We start from the raw sequence: 22,030 nt of genomic DNA on the forward strand, positions 1-22,030 counted from the left end.
GTTTCATCATGCAACTCAAGATAGACGGGTGAGTTCTTTCATGCAACCGACTATGCTCGGGGTATGCGACGCACCAGCTTCGAGGACATGAACTGCTCCCTGGCCCAATGCCTGGAGGTGGTCGGTGAATGGTGGACGCTGCTGATCGTGCGCGACGCGCTGTTCGGGGTAACCCGCTTCGACGAGTTCCGCGAACGCCTCGGCATCGCCCGCAATGTCCTCACCCAGCGCCTGGACGGGCTGGTCGAACACGGCATCATGACCAAGGAGCCCTACCAGGACAACCCGGTCCGCTACGACTACCGGCTCACGACCAAGGGCCGTTCGCTGTGGCAGGTGGTGACAGCGATGCGGCAGTGGGGCGACGAATGGGCCGCACCCAACGGAGCCCCGGTGGTGGCCGTGCACCGCGGCTGCGGGCACGTCGCCACCGTCGAACCGGTGTGCTCGCACTGCGGGCAACCCGTCCTCGGCCGGGATCTGACCCCGGTCGACGGTCCCGGTGCCGGCGAGATCTCGCTGCTCCCGTCCCGCTGACGAACTGCTCGTCCGATTCGGCCGGGCCGCGCATCGGGCGAGGACCGCGCGAGACGCGGCTGTGAAGTGTGCCAAGGTGTGCGCGGTGCGGCCGTGATTCCGCTAGCCTGCCGGGTGTCCGTTCCCCGAACGAAGGTGATCCAAAAGTGACTTCCGTGGTCGATGCCCCTGATCTCGCGTCGAAGGTAGGGCACTACTACCGGGTCGATGACGTCTACGAGGTCGGCCGCGAGAAAATCCGCGAATACGCCCGCGCGGTGCAGGACTTCCACCCCGCGCACTGGGAGGACGACGCGGCGGCCGCTCTCGGCTACCCGGGCCTGGTCGCCCCGCTGACGTTCGTCTCCATCCCGGCGATGGCCGCCAATCGCCCGCTGTTCGAGCAGGTGGTGGTCGGCTACGACATGTTCGTGCAGACCGAGCAGGTCTTCGAGCAGCACAAGCCGATCGTCGCGGGCGACCGGCTCGTCGTCGATGTCGAGCTGTCCTCGGTGCGCCGGATCGCGGGCAAGGATCTGATCACCGTCACCAACACCTTCGCCGACGAAGCCGGCGAGACCGTGCACATCATGCACACCACGGTCGTCGGGATCACCGGCGAGGGCGTCGACCCCGAGATCACGACCGCCGTCGAGAACGTGATGGTGCACGGCGTCAAGGTGTTCGGCAACGGCGACGCGCAGCACACCGGCGAGACACCGCTGCGCCCGGAAGGCGAGATCCGGCTCTCGGCCGGCGGCGTGGCGCGCGTTCCGGGCACGACCCTGTCCTTCGACGAGTTGACCGTCGGTGCCGAACTCCCGATCCGCGACGCGCGCCTGTCGCGCGGCGACCTCGTCAACTACGCGGGCGTCTCCGGAGACGGCAACCCGATCCACTGGGACGAAAGCATCGCCCGCCTGGCCGGCCTGCCCGACGTGATCGCCCACGGCATGCTCACCATGGGACTCGGCGCGGGTTTCGTCTCCACCTGGTCCGGCGACCCGGGCGCGGTCACCCGCTACGGCGTGCGCCTGTCGAACTACACGATCGTCGACAGCCAGGGTGGCGAGATCGAGTACACCGGCCGGGTGAAGTCGCTCGACCCCGAGACCAGGACCGCGGTGATCGCGATCGTCGCCAAGTCCGGCGGTCGCAAGATCTTCGGCCTGGCGACCACCACCCTGCGTTTCCGCTGAGTTCGCGACGGTGGGCCCGGTTCACCCCGCGACCGGGCTCACCCGCACCCAGGTGTTGTTGACCGCCGCCGCGCCGGAGAACGGGTCGGTGCGGCCGGGATCGTGCAGCAGGTTGACATTGGCGCCCGGCTGGGCGGCGGCCACGGTCCAGCCGACACCGGGTTCGTGATGACCCCAGCCGTGTGGGATCGCGACCACGCCGGCGCGGATGTCGTCGCTGATCTCCACCGGCACGACGATCGAACCGACCGTGGACTCGACGGTCACCTGGTCACCGTCGGTGAGGCCGCGTTCGGTGGCGTCGCCGGGGTGCATGAGCACGGTGCAGCGGTCGCGTCCCTTCATCATCGACGGGATGTTGTGCAGCCACGAGTTGTTGCTGCGCAGGTGGCGGCGGCCGATGAGTTGCAGGTCGTAGCCGGGCGCGGTCGCCGTGTCGGCGCCGTCGATGACCTCGCGCACGGCGGCCAGGAACTCCGGTGGCGCGAGCTGCACCAAGCGGTCCTTGGTCCCGATCAGCTCACGCAACCGTGGCACCAGCGGACCCAGGTCGACACCGCCGACGCTGGCCCGAATCTTGTTGGCCGTCAGACCTTTCCGGCCGCGTCGCAGCACACCGTAGGGTCCTGCCGCGATGGCCGCGGCGGTCAAGCGCATCGGGCTGAACAGGTCGAAGAAGCCGGTCAGCGCGCGACCGGTGAGCCGCCGCGCGGGCAGCGGCACCAGTTCGGTGACCAGGCGCGCCAGGATCTGCCAGTCCTCGAGTCCGTCGGCGGGTGGTTCGAAGACGGCGGCGTCGAATCGGGCGTTGTTGCGCACGCTGAACACCGGGAACAGCAGGTTGATCTCTTCGCGCTCCAGCGGTGAGATCGGCGGCAGGATGATGTCGGCGTGCCGGGTGGTCTCGGTGATGTACATGTCGACGGCGACGTAGAAGTCCAGTGATGCCAGTGCGGCGTCGAGCCGCCCGCCCTGCGGTGTGGACAGCACCGGGTTGCCCGCGTAGGTGATCATCGCCCTGATCCGGTCCGATCCTTCGGCGAGGATGTCCTCGGCCAGCACCGTCACCGGCAACTCGCTGCGGAAGGACTTGTGGGTGCCGGACCGGTCGGTCCACGCCCCGTAGCCCATCGGCAGGTATTTGCCGTAGCGGGGGGCGTCGACCGGCGGGGTCGCGAACATCTGGCCGCCCGCGCGGTCGAGGTTGCCGGTGACGGCGTTGATCGTGTTCACCAGCCAGTGTGTGAGCGTGCCCGTGACCTGCAGGCACACCCCGATCCGCGCGTAGAGCACCGCCGAGGGCGCCGCCGCGTGGTCGCGGGCCAGACGCCGGATGGTGTCGGCGTCGATGCCTGCGTCGGCCGCCATCCGCTCCGGTGATGTCGTCGCGACCAGCTCGGCCAGCTGGTCCCAGCCGGCGCATTGCGCGCGCACCGCCCGCTCGTCGCACAGTCCCTCGGTGACCAGCACGTGCAGCATCGCCAGCAGCAGGTAGACGTCGCCGCCGGGCCGCACCGCCACGTGCTCGTCGGCCAATCGCGCGGTTTCGGTGCGCCGCGGGTCGATCACGACGACGGTGCCGCCGCGTTTCCTGACCTCCTTGATGCGCAGCTTCGCCCCCGGCATGGTGGTGATCGACCCGTTGGACACGGCCGGGTTGGCGCCGAGCACCACCAGCCGATCGGTGCGGTCGATATCGGTCACCGGCATGAGCACGTTGGCGCCGAACATCCGCCACGCGACGAATTCCTGCGGGAACTGGTCGATCGAGGAGGCGGAGAAGAAGTTGCGCGTCAGCAGCGCCGCGCGCAGCAGGGCGCCGTAGATCACCGAGGAACTGTGCGCGGCGGGGTTGCCCATGTACATCCCGATCGCGCTGGGGCCGTGCGCCGACCGCACCGCCCGCAACCGGTGCCCGATCTCGCTGAACGCCTCGTCCCAGCCGATCGGTTCGAAAGTGTCACCGACCCGGCGGACCGGAGTGCGCAACCGGTCGGGATCGTGGTGCAGTCCGCCCATCGCGGTGGCTTTCGGGCAGATGTAGCCCTTGGACAGCACGTCGTCGGGATTGCCTTCGATGCGTGCGACCTGGTCGCCCTCGACCGTCACCAGAATCCCGCAGTGTGCCTCGCACAGTGTGCACTGCCGCGCAATCGTCCTGCTGTCCACCGTTTCCCCGCCTTTCGCCGAACCGCTCGCCCCACGCTATCCCGGCCCGCCCGCCCGCAGATCCGCCCACGGTCGGAGATTTCGTCTTCGGCCGTCCATGTTCTGCGACACACCTGTCACAGGATCCGGTGCGGCGGCGTCTTATGTCCGACGAGTCGGTCGAGGAGGAGGTCGGACAATGAAGGTAGTGGTAGTCGGCGCCGGGTACGCGGGCACGATGGCAGCGAACCGGCTCGCCAAGAGGGCGAAGTCCACCGAGATCACGGTGCTCAACCAGCGACCGGAGTTCGTCGAACGGGTGCGGTTGCATCAGCAGGTCGCCGGAACCCGCGGTGTCGCGGCACCGTTGGGGTCGGTGCTGCGGGACGGGATCGACTGGCGGGTCGGGACCGTCGACAAGGTGGGCGACGGGAGCGTGGCGCTCACCGACGGGCAGGTCATCGGCTTCGACTACGCGGTGCTGGCCGTCGGCAGCACGGTGTCCCCGCTGCCGGGCACCGTCCCGGTCGGCATCTGGGAAGGCGCGGAGCAGGCCCGTCTGGAACTGAGCGCACTGCAGGAGGGCGGCATCGTCACCGTTGTCGGCGGCGGCGCGACCGGTATCGAGACGGCGGCCGAGGTGGCCGAGACCAGGCCCGATCTGCGGGTGCGGTTGATCGGCGCCACCGTGGCGGGATCGTTCACCCACACCGCGCACGAGCGCATCCGTGAGCTGTTGCGGCAGCTGGGTGTCGAGATCATCGACGACACCGTGGCCGAGGTCGACGCGTCCGCGACGGGCACCGTCGTCCATCTCGCATCGGGCCGGGTACTCACCTCCGACCTGACTCTCTGGGCGATCATCGGCGGCACCCCCGACCTGGCCGCCCGCAGCGGTCTGCGCGTCGATCCCAGCGGCCGCGCCGTCGTCGACGACTACCTGCGCAGCGTCGACGACGAGCGGGTCTTCGCGATCGGCGACTGCGCCGCCGTCCCCGGGGCCCGCCAGTCCTGCTACACCGCCAGCCCCCAGGGCATGTACGCGGCCAACGCCCTGGCTCGCCTGAGCAGGGGCCGCGACCCGAAACCGTTCACCCTGGGCCCCTACACCGGCCGCGCCGTCACCCTCGGCCGGCACGCGGCGATCTTGCAGTTCACCCGCACCGACGACACGCTGCGCAAGGCCCACCTCGGCGGCCGTACCGCGGCCGTGCTGAAGGAACTGGCCTCCCGCACTGCGAAATTCGGCGCGTCGACCGGACTCTGAACACCGGGTCATAACGAGAAGTTATGGGGTGGTGGGTGATTGCCCACTACCCGCCGGCGCGAACACCCACCAGGCTCGGTGACATCCCGTTGCAGCGGGCAGGCGATGGTGGAGGAGAACAGCGTGACGTTCGTGATCGGTGCCGACTGCGTCGATGTCCTGGATCGGGCCTGCATCGAGGAATGCCCGATCGACTGCATCTTCGTCGGCAATCGGATGGCCTACATCCAGCCCGACGAGTGCATCGATTGCGGTGCGTGCGAACCGGTGTGCCCGGTCGAGGCGATCCACTACGAGGACGACATTCCCGAAGGCCAGGAGCAGTTCGCCATCGAGAACGCCCGCTTCTTCGCCGACCCGCTGCCCGGCAGGGCGACAGCGCTCGGCCAGCCGGGCGGCGCGACGGGCATCGGACAGCTCGGCGTCGACACGCCGTACGTGCGGGCGTTCCAGCCGTGAACGCCCGCTACGGCGTGTCTATCGCTCAGCGAACCTCTCCCGCAGGGCGTCGGCGATGGTGCGCAGGGCCTGATCGTCGGTCATCCGCCAGTGGGTCGCGTCGACGCGGTGATTGTCGACCGATCCCGTGACGGCCGCGGACCAGGACGAGGCGCCCGATGTTCCCGTCGGATCATCTTGGGCCGCAGTGAAATAGGTGATGTCGCCGTCGAACGGGCGGGGCCGGTAGGCGGCGTCGAGGGCGACCGAGGCGATCGCCGCGTCCACGATCCGTTCGAGACGTGCCGCGTCCAGGGACACCTGCGGTGCGGACTGCTCATACAGCTCCCTGGCGAACTGGCGCAGATCGAGCGAGGCGTCGATGTCCCGGTCGGCGGCGCGGTCGCCGGCGAACCCGCCGAGCAGATCGGCCGCGGTGACCGTGGTCGCGACACCGGTCGACGCGACGGTCAGCCTGCTGTCCAGCATGGCCAGCACGGCAACCTGTTCGCCCTCGTCCTGCAGTTGCACCGCCATGGCGTGGGCGATCACCCCGCCGAGGGACCAGCCGAGCAGGTGGTACGGCCCCTCGGCCTGGACTTCACGGATCTGCTTGACGTAGAGCTTGGCCCATTCCTCGATCGAATCCGGCAGTGGCTCTGCCGAACTCAATGCCGGTGACTGCAGACCGTAGAGCGGGCGATCCGGGTCGAGATGGGCCGCGAGCCCGCTGAACGACCACGCGACACCGCCGATGGGGTGGATGCAGAACAGCGGTTCGCGCGTTCCGGCGGTGCGCAACGGCAGCAGGACGTCGAATGCCGCGTCGGTGCCCGCGCCTTCGGCACCGCCCGCGCGCAGCGCCGCGACGATGCCCGCCGGTGTCGGTGTGGTGAAGACCCAGGTGACCGGGATCGTCGCGGCGACCGCCTCGCTCAGCTGCGCGGCCAGGCGGGTGGCGCTGAGTGAGGTGCCGCCGAGTTCGAAGAAGTGGTCGTCCAAGCCGACACGATCCAGGTGCAGGACGTCGGCGAACATGTCGCAGACGGTCCGCTCGATCGCGGTCTCGGGCTCGCGGAAGGTACGGGTGGCGAGGTCGGGCGCGGGCAGGGCGGCGCGGTCGAGCTTGCCGACATGGGTGAGCGGGACCTGGTCGAGGACCATGATCGTGGCAGGCACCATGTGCGAGGGCAAGGCCTGAGCCACCCAGTCGACGAGGTCGTCGACGACGAGCTCCCGGCCCTGTGCGGCGACCACATAGGACACCAGCACCGTGGCGCCCGCCTGGTTCTCCCTGCCCACGGTGACGGCGAAACCGACATCGTGGTGTCCGGCGAGAACCGCGTCGATCTCCCCGAGTTCGATCCGGAACCCACGGATCTTCAGCTGGAAGTCGGTGCGCCCGCGGTACTCGAGTTCCCCGTCGGCATTCCACGCCGCCAGGTCACCCGTGCGATACAGGCGTGCGCCCGCACGGAAGGGGTTGGCCACGAAGCGTTCTGCCGTGAGGTCGGGTCGGCCCAGGTACCCGGAGGCCAGCTGGGTGCCGGCGAGGTACAGCTCACCCGGCACGCCCGCGGGCACCGGTCGCAGCCGCGAATCGAGTACGTAGACCTGACTGTTCCAGACCGGCTTGCCGATCGGGATCTCGCCGGTGTCCGCGGTGCGGACCCGATGGCTGGTGATCGAGACGGCCGCCTCGGTCGGCCCGTACACGTTGAACAGTGCGGTGCCCGGCGTCGCGGCCTCGAACCGGCGGGCCAGCGCCACCGGCAGTGTTTCGCCGATGGCCAGCACGCGGCGCAGCGAGGTCGGCAGCGCCACGGTCAGCAGGGCGTCGAGCATCGAGGGCACGGCGTGCAGGGTGGTCACGTTCTCTCGCCGCATCAGCTCGGCGAGGTAGGCCGGATCCCGATGGCCCTCGGGCGCGGCGATCACCAGGCGTCCACCGCACACCGCCGCCGACCAGAATTCCCACACCGACAGGTCGAAGGTCGCGGCCGTCTTCAGCAGCACGGCATCGGTCGCGGTGAGCCCGAATTCCTTGGTCTTCCAGCGCAACTGGTTCACGATCGCGCTGTGGGACACCGCCACGCCCTTCGGGCGGCCGGTCGATCCCGAGGTGAAGATGACATAGGCCGTGTTCGCCGGGCGTAGCGGCGCGAGGCGGTCGAGGTCGGTGAGCGGGGCGTCGCTGTGGTGCGACAGTTCGATCTGCTCGACGGACAGGACCGGTGTACCGGCTGCCATGAACCCGGTGTCGGCGTTGGTGAGGACGAGCACCGGTGCCGCGGTGTCGAGGGTGTACTGCGAGCGTGCCGCCGGTTGCGCGGGGTCGATCGGCACGTAGGCGCCGCCCGCGGTGCTGACCGCGTACATCGCGACGACCAGATCGACCGATCGCCGCATGGCCAGCGCCACCCGGGACTCCGGTCCCACACCCGCCGTGACGAGGTACCGCGCCAGGCGGTTCACGCGGGCGTCGAGTTCGGCGTAGGTCCAGCGTGCACCGTCTGCCACGAGCGCGACCGCATCCGGCGTGGAAGCCACGGTGGCGGACAGTAGCGACGCGAGGGTCTCGTCCGGATTCGTCTGTCGCGCAGTGCGATTCCAGGTGTCGAGGATCCGGGCGCGTTCGGCAGGGGCGAGCAGACCGATCGTGTGGACGGGGGCGCCGGGGGCGGCCAGGACGGCATCGACGAACCGGGTGAGCCGGTCGAGGAAGCCACGGACGGTGGCGGCGTCGAACAGGTCGGTGGCGAAGGTGCAGTAGCCGCTGATCCCGGCCGGGGAGCCGTCGGTGTCGTAGCGGTCGGCCAGGATCAGGTGCAGATCGAACTGCGAGAGCTCGCGGTCCAGTTCCACCGACGAGACGCTGATGCCGGGCAGGTCCATCCGCACCTCGGCCAGATTCTGGAACGACAGGCCGACCTGGAACAGGGGGTGCCTGGCGGTGGAGCGGGCCGGATTGAGCACCTCCACCAGGCGCTCGAACGGGACGTCGGCATGGGCGAACGCCTGCAGGTCGATCTCGCGCTGGCGGGTCAGCAGCTCGGCGAAGCTCGCGTCGCCGTCGACCTGGGTGCGGAAGACCAGCGTGTTGACGAACATGCCGATCAGATCGTCGAGTTCGGCCTCACCACGTCCGGCGACGGGCGTGCCGATGGCGATATCGGTGGTGCCCGACAGTCCGGCGAGGACGACCGCCAGCGCGGTGTGCACGGCCATGAACAGGGTCGCCCCGTGCACCCGGGCCAGCTCGACGAGGGCGGCGTGGGTGGCGGCGTCGATGGTCAGTGGCACCCGGCCGCCCGCGTAGGACTGGATCGGCGGTCGCGGCCGGTCCAGGGGGAGCTCGAGCTGATCGGGCAGACCCGCGAGTGCCTGCTGCCAGTAGGCGATCTGGCTCGCGGACATCGAGGCGGGATCGGCTTCGTCGCCGAGTAGCGCCTGCTGCCACACCGCGTAGTCGGCGTACTGCAGGGCCAGCGGTTCCCAGGCGGGTGCCGTGCCCTGTACGCGGGCGCTGTAGGCCGTCACCAGATCACGGGTGAGCGGTCCGCCGGAGAAGCCGTCACCGGCGATGTGGTGGACCGTCATGGCCAGGACGAAGTCCTGCGGTGCGAGCTCGAACAGGGTGGCTCGCAACGGCACCTCGCCGGTGACATCGAAGACCGTCGAAACCAAGTGCGCGACTGCTGTGTCCACGTCCTCGGCCGTGCCTGCTTGCAAGCGGGGCACGTCGGGGTGATCCGGTGGCAGGACGACCTGCACCGGTGTGTGATCGACGACCGGATACACCGTGCGCAGGATCTCGTGTCGCGCGACGACATCGGTGAATGCTTGCTGTAGCGCGGCGGTGTCGAGCGCGCCGGTCAGTCGCAGCACGACGGGAATGTTGTAGGCGGCGGTGCGGGTGTCGAACCGGTTCAGGAACCACATGCGCTGCTGGGCGGGCGAGAGCGGGAGCCGCTCCGGTCGCGACTGCGCCCGCAGGGCGGGGCGACGGGCCGTGCGGGTCAGGCGGGCGATTTCCCTGGCGCACTCGGCGACCGTGGGAGCCGCGAACAACACACGCACCGGCACCCTGAGGTCGACGGCGGCGCCGAGCCGCGCGGTCAACCGGGTGGCCAGCAGTGAATTGCCGCCCCGGTCGAAGAAGTTGTCGTCGGCGCCGACACGTTCGGCGCCGAGCACCTCGGCGAAGACCTCGGCGACCGTCCGTTCCAGCTCGGTCGACGGCGCCCGGTAGGGGCGGGCCGCGAAGACCGGTGCGGGGAGGGCTTTGCGGTCGAGTTTGCCTGCCGAGGACAGCGGGATCCGGTCCAGCACGACCACTGCCGCCGGGACCATGTGCGCGGGCAGCATCGACGACGACCACCGCGTCACCGCACCGGGATCGATGTCGCGGCCGGTCACATACGACACCAGCACGGTGTCACCGGCCGGGTTCTGCGCACCGACGGTGACCGCGAAACCGACCTGCGGGTGCCGCGAGAGAACAGCGTCGATTTCACCCGGCTCGATCCGGAAACCCCGGATCTTGACCTGGAAATCGGTCCGCCCGAGGTACTCCAGTTCATAGGAGCCCGTCCCGGCGCCACGCACCCACCGGACCTGATCGCCGGTACGGTACATGCGCTCGCCCGGTGCACCCCACGGATCGGCGACGAACCGGTCCGCGGTCGCGGCACTGCGCCCGCGATACCCGCGCGCGAGGGCGGGACCCGCCAGATACAGCTCACCGGTGGCGCCGACGGGTACCGGATGCAAGCGGCTGTCCAGGACGACGGCCCGCATCCCCGGCACGGGGCGGCCGATCGAAATACGTTGTCCGGCACGCAGCGTCGCGTAGGTCGCGCCGATGGTCGCCTCGGTCGGGCCGTAGCCGTTGAGGAAGTAGCGGCCGGGCTGCCAGGTCGCGAGCAGTTCGGCGGTGGTGGCCTCGCCGCCCGCGGAGACACACACCAGGTCCGGCAGGCCTGCCGGGTCGAGGGTGCCAAGCAGCGCGGGGGTGATGATCGTGTGGGTCACCCGTTCGGTGCGCAGCAGGTCGTCCAGTTCGGCGCCGCCGACGGTGTCGGGCGGGGCGATGACCAGGGTGGCACCGCGGTGGAAGGCGGTGCCGATCTCCTCGATCGACTGGTCGAAGCTGGGCGAGCACACATGCAGCATGCGGTGGTCGTGCCGCAGCCCCATCAGGTTCGCCGAGTGCGCGATCAGCGCGCCGAGTCCGGCGTGGGTGACCGAGACACCCTTGGGCACACCGGTGGAACCGGAGGTGTAGATCACGTACGCCGCGTGGTCGCGGCGCAGTGACGCTCGGCGGTCCCGGTTGCGCACCGGGGTCGACGCTTTGGCGTCGACGCGCGAACGCACGGCCGGGTCGTCGAGGACCAGCCAGCGCACCGATCCGGCGAGGCCGTGCTCGCGGGCGGCCACGGTGATGCCCACCGTCGCACCGGAGTCGTCGAGCATGTGCCGGACCCGGTCGGCGGGATAGTTCGGGTCGACCGGCAGGTACACCCCGCCCGCTTTCGCGACGGCCCAGAACGCCAGGATCGACTCGTAGCTGCGGGGAATCGCCGACGCGACCACGGTTTCCGGGCCGACACCGTCGGCGACCAGGACACGCGCCAAGCGGGAAGACGCCTCGTCGAGCTCGCCGTAGGTGACGGTTCGCCCGTTGTCGCGCACCGCGATGCGGTGCTGTCCGTAACCGGTGCCGCGGACCAGGAGTTCGGGCAGGGTGCCGGTCGCGGGCGGTGTCGCGCCGTCACCGATCCGGGTCAGGAACGCCGATTCTGTCTGGTTCGACAGCGGCAGATCACCGACCGGTGTCTCGGGCCGCCGTGCGGCCGCGTTCAGCAGGCGGACGAGTCGCTGACCGAAGGTGCCGGCCGCGTGATCGTCGAAGAGTGTTCGCGCGAAGGAAATCTCGACGGACATGCCTGCGTCGCCGTCGAGCACTGCCACGACGAGGTCGGCGTCATCGGTCGGCAGGTCGCCGACGACGAAAGACACCTGTCCCAGCGACCCCTGCTCGGCACCGAGCAGGATAACCAGGTCGGCGAGGGAGATTCCGGCATAGGCCAGGCCCTCTGACTCGGCGCGGTGAGCCGGGGCAAGCAGGTCGACGAATCGGGTGGCCGGGTCCACCTGGGTACGCAGCACCAAGTCGGAGCCGCTGGGCGTCGTCCCGCCGATCACGATGTCACCGGTTCCGGTCAGCCGCGCGAGCAGCACGGCCAGCGTCGTACGCACCAGTGCCGACCAGGTCACACCGGAGGACGCGGTGAGCAAGCGCAGGTCACGGTGCACCGAGGACGGGATCGGCAGCTGTACCCGGCCGCGCCCGTCGGGCTGCTTGTCCTCGCGGTGCCGATCCATGGGCAGCGCGAGCCTGCCGGGCAGGTTGGCCAGTGTCCGCCGCCAGTACCTCGATCGGGTGATCGGGTCGGTCGCGGCGGAGCGCAGCCGGTGCGCGATGGCCGTCACGGTGGTGTCCGGTGTGGCGATCAGGTCGTCGATGACCGTGCGGAGCCGGTCGGTGACGGCCTGCGCGGTGGCATCGGCGACGAGATCGCGGCGGTACTTGATCTGCACCTGGGTGCGGGCGCCCAGGAACACCAGGATCGTGATCGGGTAGTGGGTGTGGTCGGCGCCGCGCAGGTCGTCGACGCTCAGGTCGTCGAGTGCGGCGCCCGCCTGCCGGAGACCGTCGACGTCGACGGGGAAGGACTCGAAAGCGAGCATGGTGTCGAACAATTCACCGAGCCCCGCGACCCGCTGGATCGCGCCGAGCCCGAGATGGTGATGATCCAGCAGCGACGCCTGCTCGGCCTGCACCGCGCGGATCAGCTCACCGACCGTGCCGGTGGCATCGATGCGGACCCGCACCGGGACCGCGTCGACGAACAGGCCGATCATGTCGCCGACACCGTCGAGATGCGGTGGCCGGCCGGACACGGTGGCGCCGAACACGACATCGTCGCTGCCGGTGCTCGCGGCGACGACCAGACCCCACGCCGTCTGGAAGACGGTATTCGGCGTCACCTCGGCGGCGGCGGCGAACGCGGTGAGCTCGCCGGTCCGGTCGGTGTCGAGCTCGAACTCGCACAGACCGAAACCGTCACCGGAGGCGGGCGGCCACGTCAGTTCCGGCGCGAGCACGGTCGGGCGCACCCCGGCCAGCACCTCGGACCACGCGCGTTCCGCGGCCGCACGGTCCTGGCGGGTCAGCCATTCGAGGTAGTCGCGGTAGGGCCGCACCGGCGGCAGCACCGCCGCGTCGCCGTTCGTCGCGTACAGGACGAGCAGTTCCTTCATCAGCAACGGCATGGACCAGCCGTCGAGCAGGATGTGATGCCCGGTCAGGACGAGATGGTTACGCCCGGAACCGGTGGCGTACACCGTGAATCGCAGCAGGGGCGCGATCGCCGGATCGAAACCCGCGTGCTGGTCGGCGGCCAGCAGGGCGGGCAGATCGGTGTCGGCGACATCGCCGACGATCCGCAACGGCGCCTCGATCGAGTCGGCCACCAGCTGCACCGGTGTCCCGTCGGGCGCGGTGACGAACGCGGAGCGCAGGTTGGCGTGCCGGGCCAGGACGGTCCTGGCCGCGCGGCGCAGCCGGTCGATGTCCAGCTCGCCGGTCAGGTCGGCGACGAGCTGGATGACGTAGGCGTGCACCGACTCGTCGAGCAGTTCGCCCAGGGCCAGCAGGGAGTGCTGCAGCGGGGACAGCGGTAGCACGTCCACCAGTCCCGGGTGGCTGCGGCGCCAGATGTCGAGGTCGGACTGCGATACCCGCACCAGCGGAACGTCGGAGGGGGTGAGCCCGCCTGCGTCCGGGTGCCGGGTGTGCTCGGCGAGTGCCGCGAGGCGGTGCGTCCACTCGTCGGCCAGTTCCCGTACCGCGGGCTCGTCGAGAATGCCGGTGGCGTAGCGGAAGCTCGCCTGTAGTCGCAGACCGGACTCGGTGTTGACGGCGATGGCGTTGATGTCGAGGACCGCGCTCGCGGGCAGGGTGGGGTCGTAATCGACCTCGATATCGCCGAGCTCGGCCGTGGGCAGCCAGGCGGCGTCGCCCGAGGGCTGGGTGGCCGTGGTCGCGCGGCCCAGGTAGTTGAAGCCGATCTGGCCGATATCGCCGACTAGTCGGCTCCGGGTATCGGGATTGTGGCGCAGGAGGCCGAAACCGATGCCGTTGTCGGGCACCGCCAGCAGCTGTTCCTTGACCGTCCGCACTGTCGCAGCGAGCCCGTCGTCGGTGGCGGCGACGCCGGACAGGTCGACGACGACGGGGTAGACGCTGGTGAACCAGCCGACGGTGCGCGTCAGATCGGCGCCGGGGACCGTGTCTTCCGCGCGCCCGTGCCCTTCGAGCCGGATACGGAGGGTGTCGGCGTCGACGCCGCGCCGAGAACGCCAGTCGCGCACGGCGAGGGCCAGGGCGGCGAGCAGGGCGTGGTCGGCGCCCGCCCGGTACTGGGCGGGCAGTGTCGTGAGCAGCGATTCGGTGACCTCGACCGGTACCTGCACCGTGATCGACCGCATGGTCGACTCGGTGTCGAGCAAGCGGTCCAGCGCGCGTTCGCCGAGCAGTGGGTCCGGGGTGGAGATGACCTGTCGCCAGTAGCCGAGTTCGGCGGTGCGGTCCGCCGCCGCCAGACCGTGCGACCAGCGGCGGAACGAGGTGCCGACGGGCGGCAGCGAGATCTCCTGTCCCGCAGCGTAGTGCGCCCAGGCGACGACCAGGTCGGGGAGCAGGATCCGCCAGGACACGCCGTCGATGACGTAGTGGTGGGCGGCCACCGCGAGCACATCGCGTGCGCCGTGCCTGCGCACCCAGGTGAAGGCGATCATCCGCGCGTCCGCGGGATCGAGCGACGACAGCGCGGAATCCATTGCGGCGCTGCCGATCCGGGTCAGCTCAGTGCCGTTCGCGTCGGCCGCGTCGAGTTCGGAAACCAGCGAGTTCGCGTCGACGGCGTCGGCAGGCAACACCTCGAGCTGCCACCGGTCGCCATCGTGTCGCAGGCGAGAACGCAGCATGTCGTGGTGACGCAGCACCGCGGCAATGGTGGCGACCAGACCTGCTCGATCGATGTCATCGGGCAGCGCCAGGACCATGGTCTGAGCGAACCGGTCACTGGATCCGCCGGTCAGGAACTCGGCCAGCACCGGCGTCACCGCGACCTCGCCGACGCCACCGCCCGCCAGCTCCGCCAGAATCGGCGCGGAAGGACTGTCGAGCGCGGCGATCTCGGCCAGTTTCGCCACGGTGCGGTGCTCGAACACCTCCCGCGTCGTGAAGACGATGCCCGCCGCCCTGGCGAGCGAGACCAGCTGGATCGACAGAATGCTGTCGCCACCGATCGCGAAGAACGAATCGTGGACGCCGACCGACGGCACGCCGAGTACACGGGCGAACAGGTCCGCCAGGCGCGTCTCCAGTTCCCCCAGCGGTTCCCGGGCCGCCGCGGTCACGGCGACGGGTTCCGGTAGTGCCTTGCGGTCGAGCTTGCCGTTGGAGGTCAGCGGCATCGCGTCGAGGACCACGATCGCCGAGGGCACCAGGTGGGCAGGCAGGCAGTGCGTGGCGTACTCGGTGAGCGTGGCCGGATCGGCCGTACGGTCCTGCGCGGCAAGGACATAGGACACCAGGGTCGTCGACCCGGATGCCGTCGTCCGGCCCACCGTCACCGCGGATTCGACGTCCGCGTGGCCGGCGAGCACGGCATCGACCTCGCCCGGCTCGATGCGGAACCCGCGCACTTTGAGCTGGGTGTCGGCGCGACCCAGGTAGTCGAGCTCACCATTGCGCAGGCGCACCAGATCACCCGTGCGATACATCCGCGCCCCTGGGACGCCCCAGGGGTCGGCGACGAATCGGGACGCGGTCATCCCAGGCTGGTTTCGGTAGCCGCGGGCCAGCGCGTTCCGGGCCAGATACAGCTCGCCGATGACGCCCGGCGCGACCGGGTTCAACCGGGCGTCCAGCACCATCGCCGAGGTCGACTGCACCGGAGCGCCGATCGTGATGCGATGTCCGGCAACGAGTTCGGCGTAGGAGGAGATGATCGTGGTCTCGGTGGGGCCGTAGCCGTTGAGGTAGCGGCGACCCGGCTGCCATTTCGCCAGCAGCTCGGGCGTGGTCACGTCACCGCCGACCGACACGAGCTCGAGCTGGTCCAGTCCGGCCGGGTCCAGCGTGCCGAGCACGGCGGGGGTGATGATCGCGTGTGTGACGGACTCGCCGGCCAGGATCTCGGCGAGTTCGACGCCACCGACGATCTCGGCGGGCACGACAACCAGCGTCGCCCCGGTGGCGAACGCGCACAGCCACTCGAGCACCGACGGGTCGAAGCAAGGCGAGCAGATGTGCAGGAAACGGTGATCCGGCGTGAGCTCGTAGCGGCGGACCGCCTCGTCCACGAGATCGCCCAACCCTGAGTGGGTCACCGTGACACCCTTGGGCAGACCCGTGGAGCCCGAGGTGTAGATGACATAGGCGGGGTGCTGCACCCGCAGCGGCGCGAGACGGTCCGCATCGGTGACAGGTGTGGCGGCGTGCGCGGCACAGGCCAGTTCGACTGCGGGGTCGTCGAGCCTCAGCCACTCCACGCCATCAGGCAGACGGTCCACATGTTCGGTCGCGGTGATGCCGAACGCGGCTCCCGAATCGGCGACCAGATGCCCGAGACGCTGCGCGGGATAGCCGGGGTCCATCGGCACGTGGATGCCACCGGCCTTCGCGATCGCCAGCGCGGTGACAACCATGTCCGAAGATCTCGGTAGGGCAACGGCGACAGCGACTTCCGGTCCGACACCACGGGCGATCAGCTCGCGCGCCAGCCGCGATGTCTGTGCGTCCAGTTCGCCATAGGTGATCGAGCGGCCGCGGTGCCGGATCGCGATCCGATCCCGGCCCAGCCCGACACCACGCGACATCAGGTCAGGGAACAATTCAGCAGGTTCAGGGCAGGCGGGTCGCGCGGTCAGGGCCGCGAACTCGCCAGCGCTGAGCATCGTGAGCTCACCGACCACCGTGTGTGGCTGCGCCGTCACGGCCATCAGCACACGCAGTAGCCGGTCGGCGAAAATCGATACGGTGTTCCGGTCGAACAGTGCACCGGCGAAGGCGAACTCGGCGTCGAGACCGCCCTCCGGGTTCGTGTGCCAGCTCAGCACGAGATCGGATTGCGCCGGCACCGGCCGCGCCTCGGGCACCATCATGACCCGCACGTCCGGTGCGCTCATGGCCGTCAGTTCCGCCGACGACAGCCCCGGTCGAGCGAAGGCTTGCCAGGCGACCTCGGTGGCGTCGGAGAGCAATTCGTCGAAGCGCGCGCCGCCCGGCACCGGTAGTCGGAGCACCACCGTCCGCGCATCCGGCACCTGCGGGCACGGGGTGCCGATCGCGATGTCCTGGCTGCCGGACAGCCGCGCGAGCAGGACCGCGAAGGCCGCATGGACGACGGAGAACACCGTGGTGTCATGCGCATCGGCGACCTCACCCAGCCGCCGGTGCAGAACGGCCGACATCGCGAAACCGACACGCTCGTCGGCCTTCACCGGCAAGGCGGGACGCGGACGGTCTGCCGGAAGGTTCAATTCCGCGGGCAGGTCCGCGAGCACGGCACGCCAGTACGCGGTCCGCGCGAGCGGGTCATCGCGCTGGGCCAGGGTGTCGAGGAGCTCTGCGACGGTTCGGTCCGGTGTCTCGACGATCGCATCGAGGATCACGCGTAATCGCTGAGCCAACGCTCGCGCGATATCGTCGCCGATCGTGTCGAGCCGATACTGCAGGCCGACCCGGATTCCGTCGCCCACCTCGACCCCGACCGCCACCGGATAGTGCGTGGCATTGGCGGCCTGGACGTCGACGATCTCCAACCCGTCGATCGCCCCGTGCGCACGCCGCATCCCCTCGGTATCAACCGGGTACGACTCGTACGCCATCAGCGTGTCGAACAGCTCACCCGCACCCGCGGCCCGCTGGATATCGGTCAGCCCCAGATGGTGACCGTCGAGCAGCGCGACCTGCTCGGACTGCAACCGCGACAGCAGTACGCGCAGCGATGCGTCACCGTCGAACCGGACACGCACCGGGACGGTGTTCGCGAAAAGGCCGACCATGCCGTCGATTCCGTCGAGCTGCGGCGGCCGTCCCGACACCACAGCGCCGAACAGCACGTCATCGCGACCGACCGCCCCGGCCAGCACGAGCCCCCACGCCGCCTGGAACAGCGTGTTGACCGTGACATCGCCGGCCGCCGCGCACGCCGTCAGAACCTCGGCCTCGGCCGATGACAGCTCCAGAGTGGACATCCCGTAACCGGTTGCGTGCTCGGCGGGCGGCGCGACCGCGGCCGTCAGCACAGTGGGCTCGTGCCCGGACAAGGCCTCGCACCAACCCGCCAACGCGGCGGAACGATCCTGACCGTCCAGCCACGCGAGATAGTCGCGGTAGGGCCGGACCCGCGGCAGCACCGCAGGCCCGCCGTCGGTCGCGTAGCAGATCAGCAGTTCCCGCATCAGCAACGGCATCGACCATCCGTCGACCAGCAGATGGTGGGCGGTCAGCACCAGATGCATGCCGCCGTCGGCGCGGCGATACACGGTGAACCGGAGCAGAGGCGCCGACGACAGGTCGAAGCCGATCCGCGTGTCCGCCGCCAGGAATGCCTCGGCGTCGGCCTCGACGGTGTCGACGATCCGCCACGGAACCGTCACACCCTCGGCGACGAAACCGACCGGCGTACCCGTCGCCGCGGAACCGAACGACGTGCGCAGGATCGCGTGCCGGTCGAGAACGGCCTGCGCCGCCCGCCGCAAGCGATCGATATCCACCGCGCCCGCCAGCTCGACAGCCAACTGGACCAGATACGGATCCGCAGGCGAAACCTGCGCCAGGAACAACAATCCGAGCTGCAACGGCGCCAACGGCAACACATCACTCAACCCGGGACGTTCACGCTGCCAGATGTCCAGTTCCGCCTGGGTGACCCGCACCAGCGGAACATCGGCGGGGGACAGGCCACCGGCCGCCGGATCACACAGATGATCGGCCAGCACCGTCAGCGCCGCCGTCCAGCAGTCGGCCAGCTCCCGCACCGACGCCTCGTCGATGATCCCCGACGCGTAGGAGAACGACGCCCGCAACTCCACACCGGTGTCGGTGCCGGTGGCCAGTGCGTTGATGTCGACCACGGCGGCCGCGGGCAGCGCGGGATCCTGCTCCGCCGCGGGCTCGCCCCAGTCGGCGGTGGGCAGCCACCCGGCATCGGCGAACGTCTCCGCCACCTCGCCTGCCGACACACGACCCAGGTAATTGAAGCCGACCTGGCCGAGCGCGCCACCCAGCGCGGCCGCGGACTCGCTGTCCAGATGCCGCAGCATGCCGAAGCCGATGCCCTTGTGCGGCACCGCCAGCAGCTGCTCCTTGACCGCCTTGACCACCGCGGCGGTAGCCTCGCCACCGCGCCACGCGGCCTCGGCATCGATCCCGCTCAGATCGAGAGCGACCGGATACATGCTGGTGAACCAGCCGACCGTCCGCGTCAGATCCGCGCCGTCGACCACCGAGGTCTCACGGCCATGACCTTCCAGACGGACCCGCGTCGCCGGCGCATCGACCCCACGGCGGGCCCGCCACAGACGCACCGCCAGCGCCAGCGCGGCCAGCAACCCGTCCTCGGCGCCCGCGCGATACAGCGTCGGCAACTCCGTCAGCACCGCCTGCGTGACATCGGCAGGCACCGTGACGCTGAAAGTCCGCACGGTGGGCGCGGTATCGACGGCAGCATCCAGCGGCCGGTCACCGAGCAGCGGATCGGGAACCGCCAGAGTGCGCTGCCAATGGTCGAGCTCGTCGCGGCGACCCGCCGCCGCGTCGGACAGCGCGTGCGCCCATCGGCGCAACGAGGTCCCCACCGCAGGCAACACGATCGGCTGCCCGGCCGAATACTGCGCCCACGCGGCGACCAAGTCCGACAACAGGATTCGCCAGGAAACACCGTCGATCACCGCGTGATTCGCCGCGACGATCAACCCGTCCTGACCGTCCTCCCGCGACAGCCACCCGAAGGCGATCATCCGGGAGTCCAGCGGGTCCAGCGCGGCGAGCGCGGAATCCATCGCGGCCGCGGCGATATCGGCGAGCTCATCTTCGGTCCGGCCCGCCGGGATATCGGTGCGGGTGAGCAGCCCGTTCACGTCCACAGCGCCCGGCGGCAGCGTCTCCAGCAGCCAGCGCCTATCGAGCTCCCGCAGACGAGCACGCAACATGTCGTGATGATCGACCACCGCGGCAAGGGTGCTCAGCACGCCGTCCCGGTCGATGCCGACAGGCAAGGCCAGCACCATCTGCTGACTGAACCGGCCGAAAATCCGCCCGCCCGCCAGCGAGGCAGCCAGGACGGGGGTCAGCGGAATCTCACCCACACCACCACCCGGCAACTCCGGCAGCGCGGGCGCCTGCTCACCACCCAGCACCGCCACCCGCGCCAGCCCGGCGACGGTCCGCTGCGCGAACACATCCTGCGGAGTGAACGAGATACCCGCCGCCCGCGCCCGCGTCACCAGCTGGATGGACAGAATGCTGTCCCCGCCCGACGCGAAGAACGAATCCTCGGCACCGATCTGCTCCACACCCAGCACCTGGGCGAACAACTCCGCGATCCGGGTCTCGACCGGACCCTCCGGGGCCCGCGACCCGACCGCACCGAACACCGGTGCGGGCAGCGCGGCGCGATCGAGCTTTCCGTTGGGCGTCAGCGGGATCTCGTCCAGCACCACGATGACGGTGGGCACCATATGACCGGGCAGAGACGTCCCGACGAAACGGGCCACCTCCTCGGTATCGACCGAAACACCCTGGCGGGGCAGCACATACGACACCAGCACCGTCGCACCGGAGTCCGCTGTCACTCCCATGGTGACGGCGTATTCGAGGTCCGGATGCACGGTCAGCGCCGTATCGATCTCGCCGAGTTCGATACGGAACCCGCGGATCTTCACCTGGAAATCGGAACGGCCGAGGTACTCGAGCTCACCGCCCGGCGTGCGGCGAACGAGGTCACCGGTCCGGTACATCCGTGACCCCGCCGCACCCGCGAACGGCGCCGCGACGAACCGATCCGCGGTGAGCCCCGGCCTGCCCAGATAACTCTGGGCAAGTGCGGGACCCGACAGATACAACTCACCCGCGACGCCGGCGGGAACCGGCCGCAACCGCGAATCCAGCACCATCGCACCGACTCCGGCGAAGGCCGCACCGATCGTGATGGGCTGTCCCGGCAGCAACTCGGCGCTGCCGGTCGCCAGGATGGTGGTCTCGGTCGGTCCGTACCCGTTGAAGAAGGCCCGGCCACCGACCGCCCACCGATCCACGAGAGCAGGGCCGAACGCGTCACCAGCGACGACAACGACCCGCAACGCATCCAGCCCGTGCGCATCGACGGACTCCAGCGCCGCCGGGGTGATCAGCACATGGGTCACCCGTTCCCGGCGCAACAGCACGGCCAGATCGGAACCACCGAACACCGTCGGGGGAGAGACCACCAGCGTGGCGCCGGAATTGAATGTCAGCAGCAGCTCGAGCACCGAGACATCGAAGTTCGGCGAGCACACATGCAGCACCCTGGCGTCCGCGTCGACCGAATAGCGCTCCCGCGCCGCCGCGACCAAGGCACCCAAACCGGTGTGGGTGACGACCACGCCCTTGGGGCGACCGGTCGACCCCGACGTGTAGATGACGTAGGCCGGATGCTGATCGGTCAACGGACGCACCCGGTCGACATAGGAGATCGGGTGCGCGGGACGCGCCGCGATCCGATCACGATGCGGCGCGGCATCGATCTCGACCCACTCGATCCCGTCGCCCATCGCCTGCCGGTGCGCCGAGCAGGTGAGACCGAGCACCGCGCCGGAGTCGGCGACCAGGTAGGCGATCCGGTCCGCGGGCAGCGCCGGGTCGACCGGAACATAGGCGGCGCCGGTCTTGGCCACCGCCCATACCGCCAGCACCGACTCGATCGAACGGGTGAAACCCAGCGCGACGACATCGCCCGGACCGACCCCGCGGTCCAGCAAATCCCTGGCCAGCCGCGACGAGGACTCGTCGAGCTCGGTATAGGTGAGCTCGCGCCGCGCACCGCCGTCAGGGGAGGAGGTGATCGCGATGGCGTCGGCCGCGGTGTCCACGGCAGCGGTCAGCAGCTGCGAGAAGAGGGGAGTACTCGACTTGCGGTTGCCCCGACCTCGCGATGCACGACGCACTTCAACCATCCGGGTACAACATCCTTCACACGTCCGGCCCACATCTCTGCGATGACCCACGAACCCTGTCGGATTCTGGGCCTACCGGGTGGTGGACCAGTGTCGAACAAGCAAGAAGGAGTCGATATCGGGGCGTTCGGCGACCATGACACCACACGTCACGCTGTCACGACCA

At 69.7% G+C, this 22,030-nt stretch carries 6 protein-coding genes; 4 read left to right on the forward strand and 2 right to left on the reverse strand.

The features are described 5' to 3' along the window. Positions 1-63 precede the first annotated feature (63 nt). A complete protein-coding gene (locus ACFWF2_RS13160; RefSeq protein ID WP_379307659.1) occupies positions 64-537 on the forward strand; it encodes a winged helix-turn-helix transcriptional regulator in 474 nt (157 codons plus the stop codon). Positions 538-683: 146 nt separating this feature from the next. After that, on the forward strand, positions 684-1,715 hold the full coding sequence (locus ACFWF2_RS13165) for a fused (3R)-hydroxyacyl-ACP dehydratase subunits HadA/HadB (RefSeq protein ID WP_379307661.1): 1,032 nt from the start codon (positions 684-686) through the stop codon (positions 1,713-1,715). Positions 1,716-1,736: 21 nt separating this feature from the next. Here ACFWF2_RS13165 and ACFWF2_RS13170 read toward each other — a convergent pair whose 3' ends face one another. Then, positions 1,737-3,884: a molybdopterin oxidoreductase family protein gene (locus ACFWF2_RS13170; protein ID WP_379307663.1), complete on the reverse strand. Its 2,148-nt coding sequence runs from the start codon at positions 3,882-3,884 to the stop codon at positions 1,737-1,739. A gap of 178 nt (positions 3,885-4,062) precedes the next feature. Here ACFWF2_RS13170 and ACFWF2_RS13175 point away from each other — a divergent pair, with 178 nt between their 5' ends. Both ACFWF2_RS13175 and fdxA read left to right on the forward strand, forming a co-directional pair. Then, positions 4,063-5,130: an NAD(P)/FAD-dependent oxidoreductase gene (locus ACFWF2_RS13175; protein ID WP_379307665.1), complete on the forward strand. Its 1,068-nt coding sequence runs from the start codon at positions 4,063-4,065 to the stop codon at positions 5,128-5,130. A 123-nt stretch (positions 5,131-5,253) separates the two neighbouring features. Next, positions 5,254-5,589, forward strand: coding sequence for a ferredoxin (gene fdxA, locus ACFWF2_RS13180; RefSeq protein ID WP_379307667.1), 336 nt, complete (start codon positions 5,254-5,256; stop codon positions 5,587-5,589). An 18-nt stretch (positions 5,590-5,607) separates the two neighbouring features. Here fdxA and ACFWF2_RS13185 read toward each other — a convergent pair whose 3' ends face one another. Then, entirely contained in the window at positions 5,608-21,864 is a 16,257-nt protein-coding gene (locus ACFWF2_RS13185; RefSeq protein ID WP_379307669.1) for an amino acid adenylation domain-containing protein, read from the reverse strand. Positions 21,865-22,030: the final 166 nt, after the last annotated feature.

The sequence above is a fragment of the Nocardia sp. NPDC060259 genome (genome assembly GCF_042728775.1).
Classification (GTDB): domain Bacteria; phylum Actinomycetota; class Actinomycetes; order Mycobacteriales; family Mycobacteriaceae; genus Nocardia.

Coding starts and splice junctions, on each gene's coding strand:
- ACFWF2_RS13160 (WP_379307659.1), top strand. CDS start 64: ATGCGACGCACCAGCTTCGAGGACATGAACTGCTCCCTGGCCCAATGC.
- ACFWF2_RS13175 (WP_379307665.1), top strand. CDS start 4,063: ATGAAGGTAGTGGTAGTCGGCGCCGGGTACGCGGGCACGATGGCAGCG.
- ACFWF2_RS13185 (WP_379307669.1), bottom strand. CDS start 21,864: ATGGTTGAAGTGCGTCGTGCATCGCGAGGTCGGGGCAACCGCAAGTCG.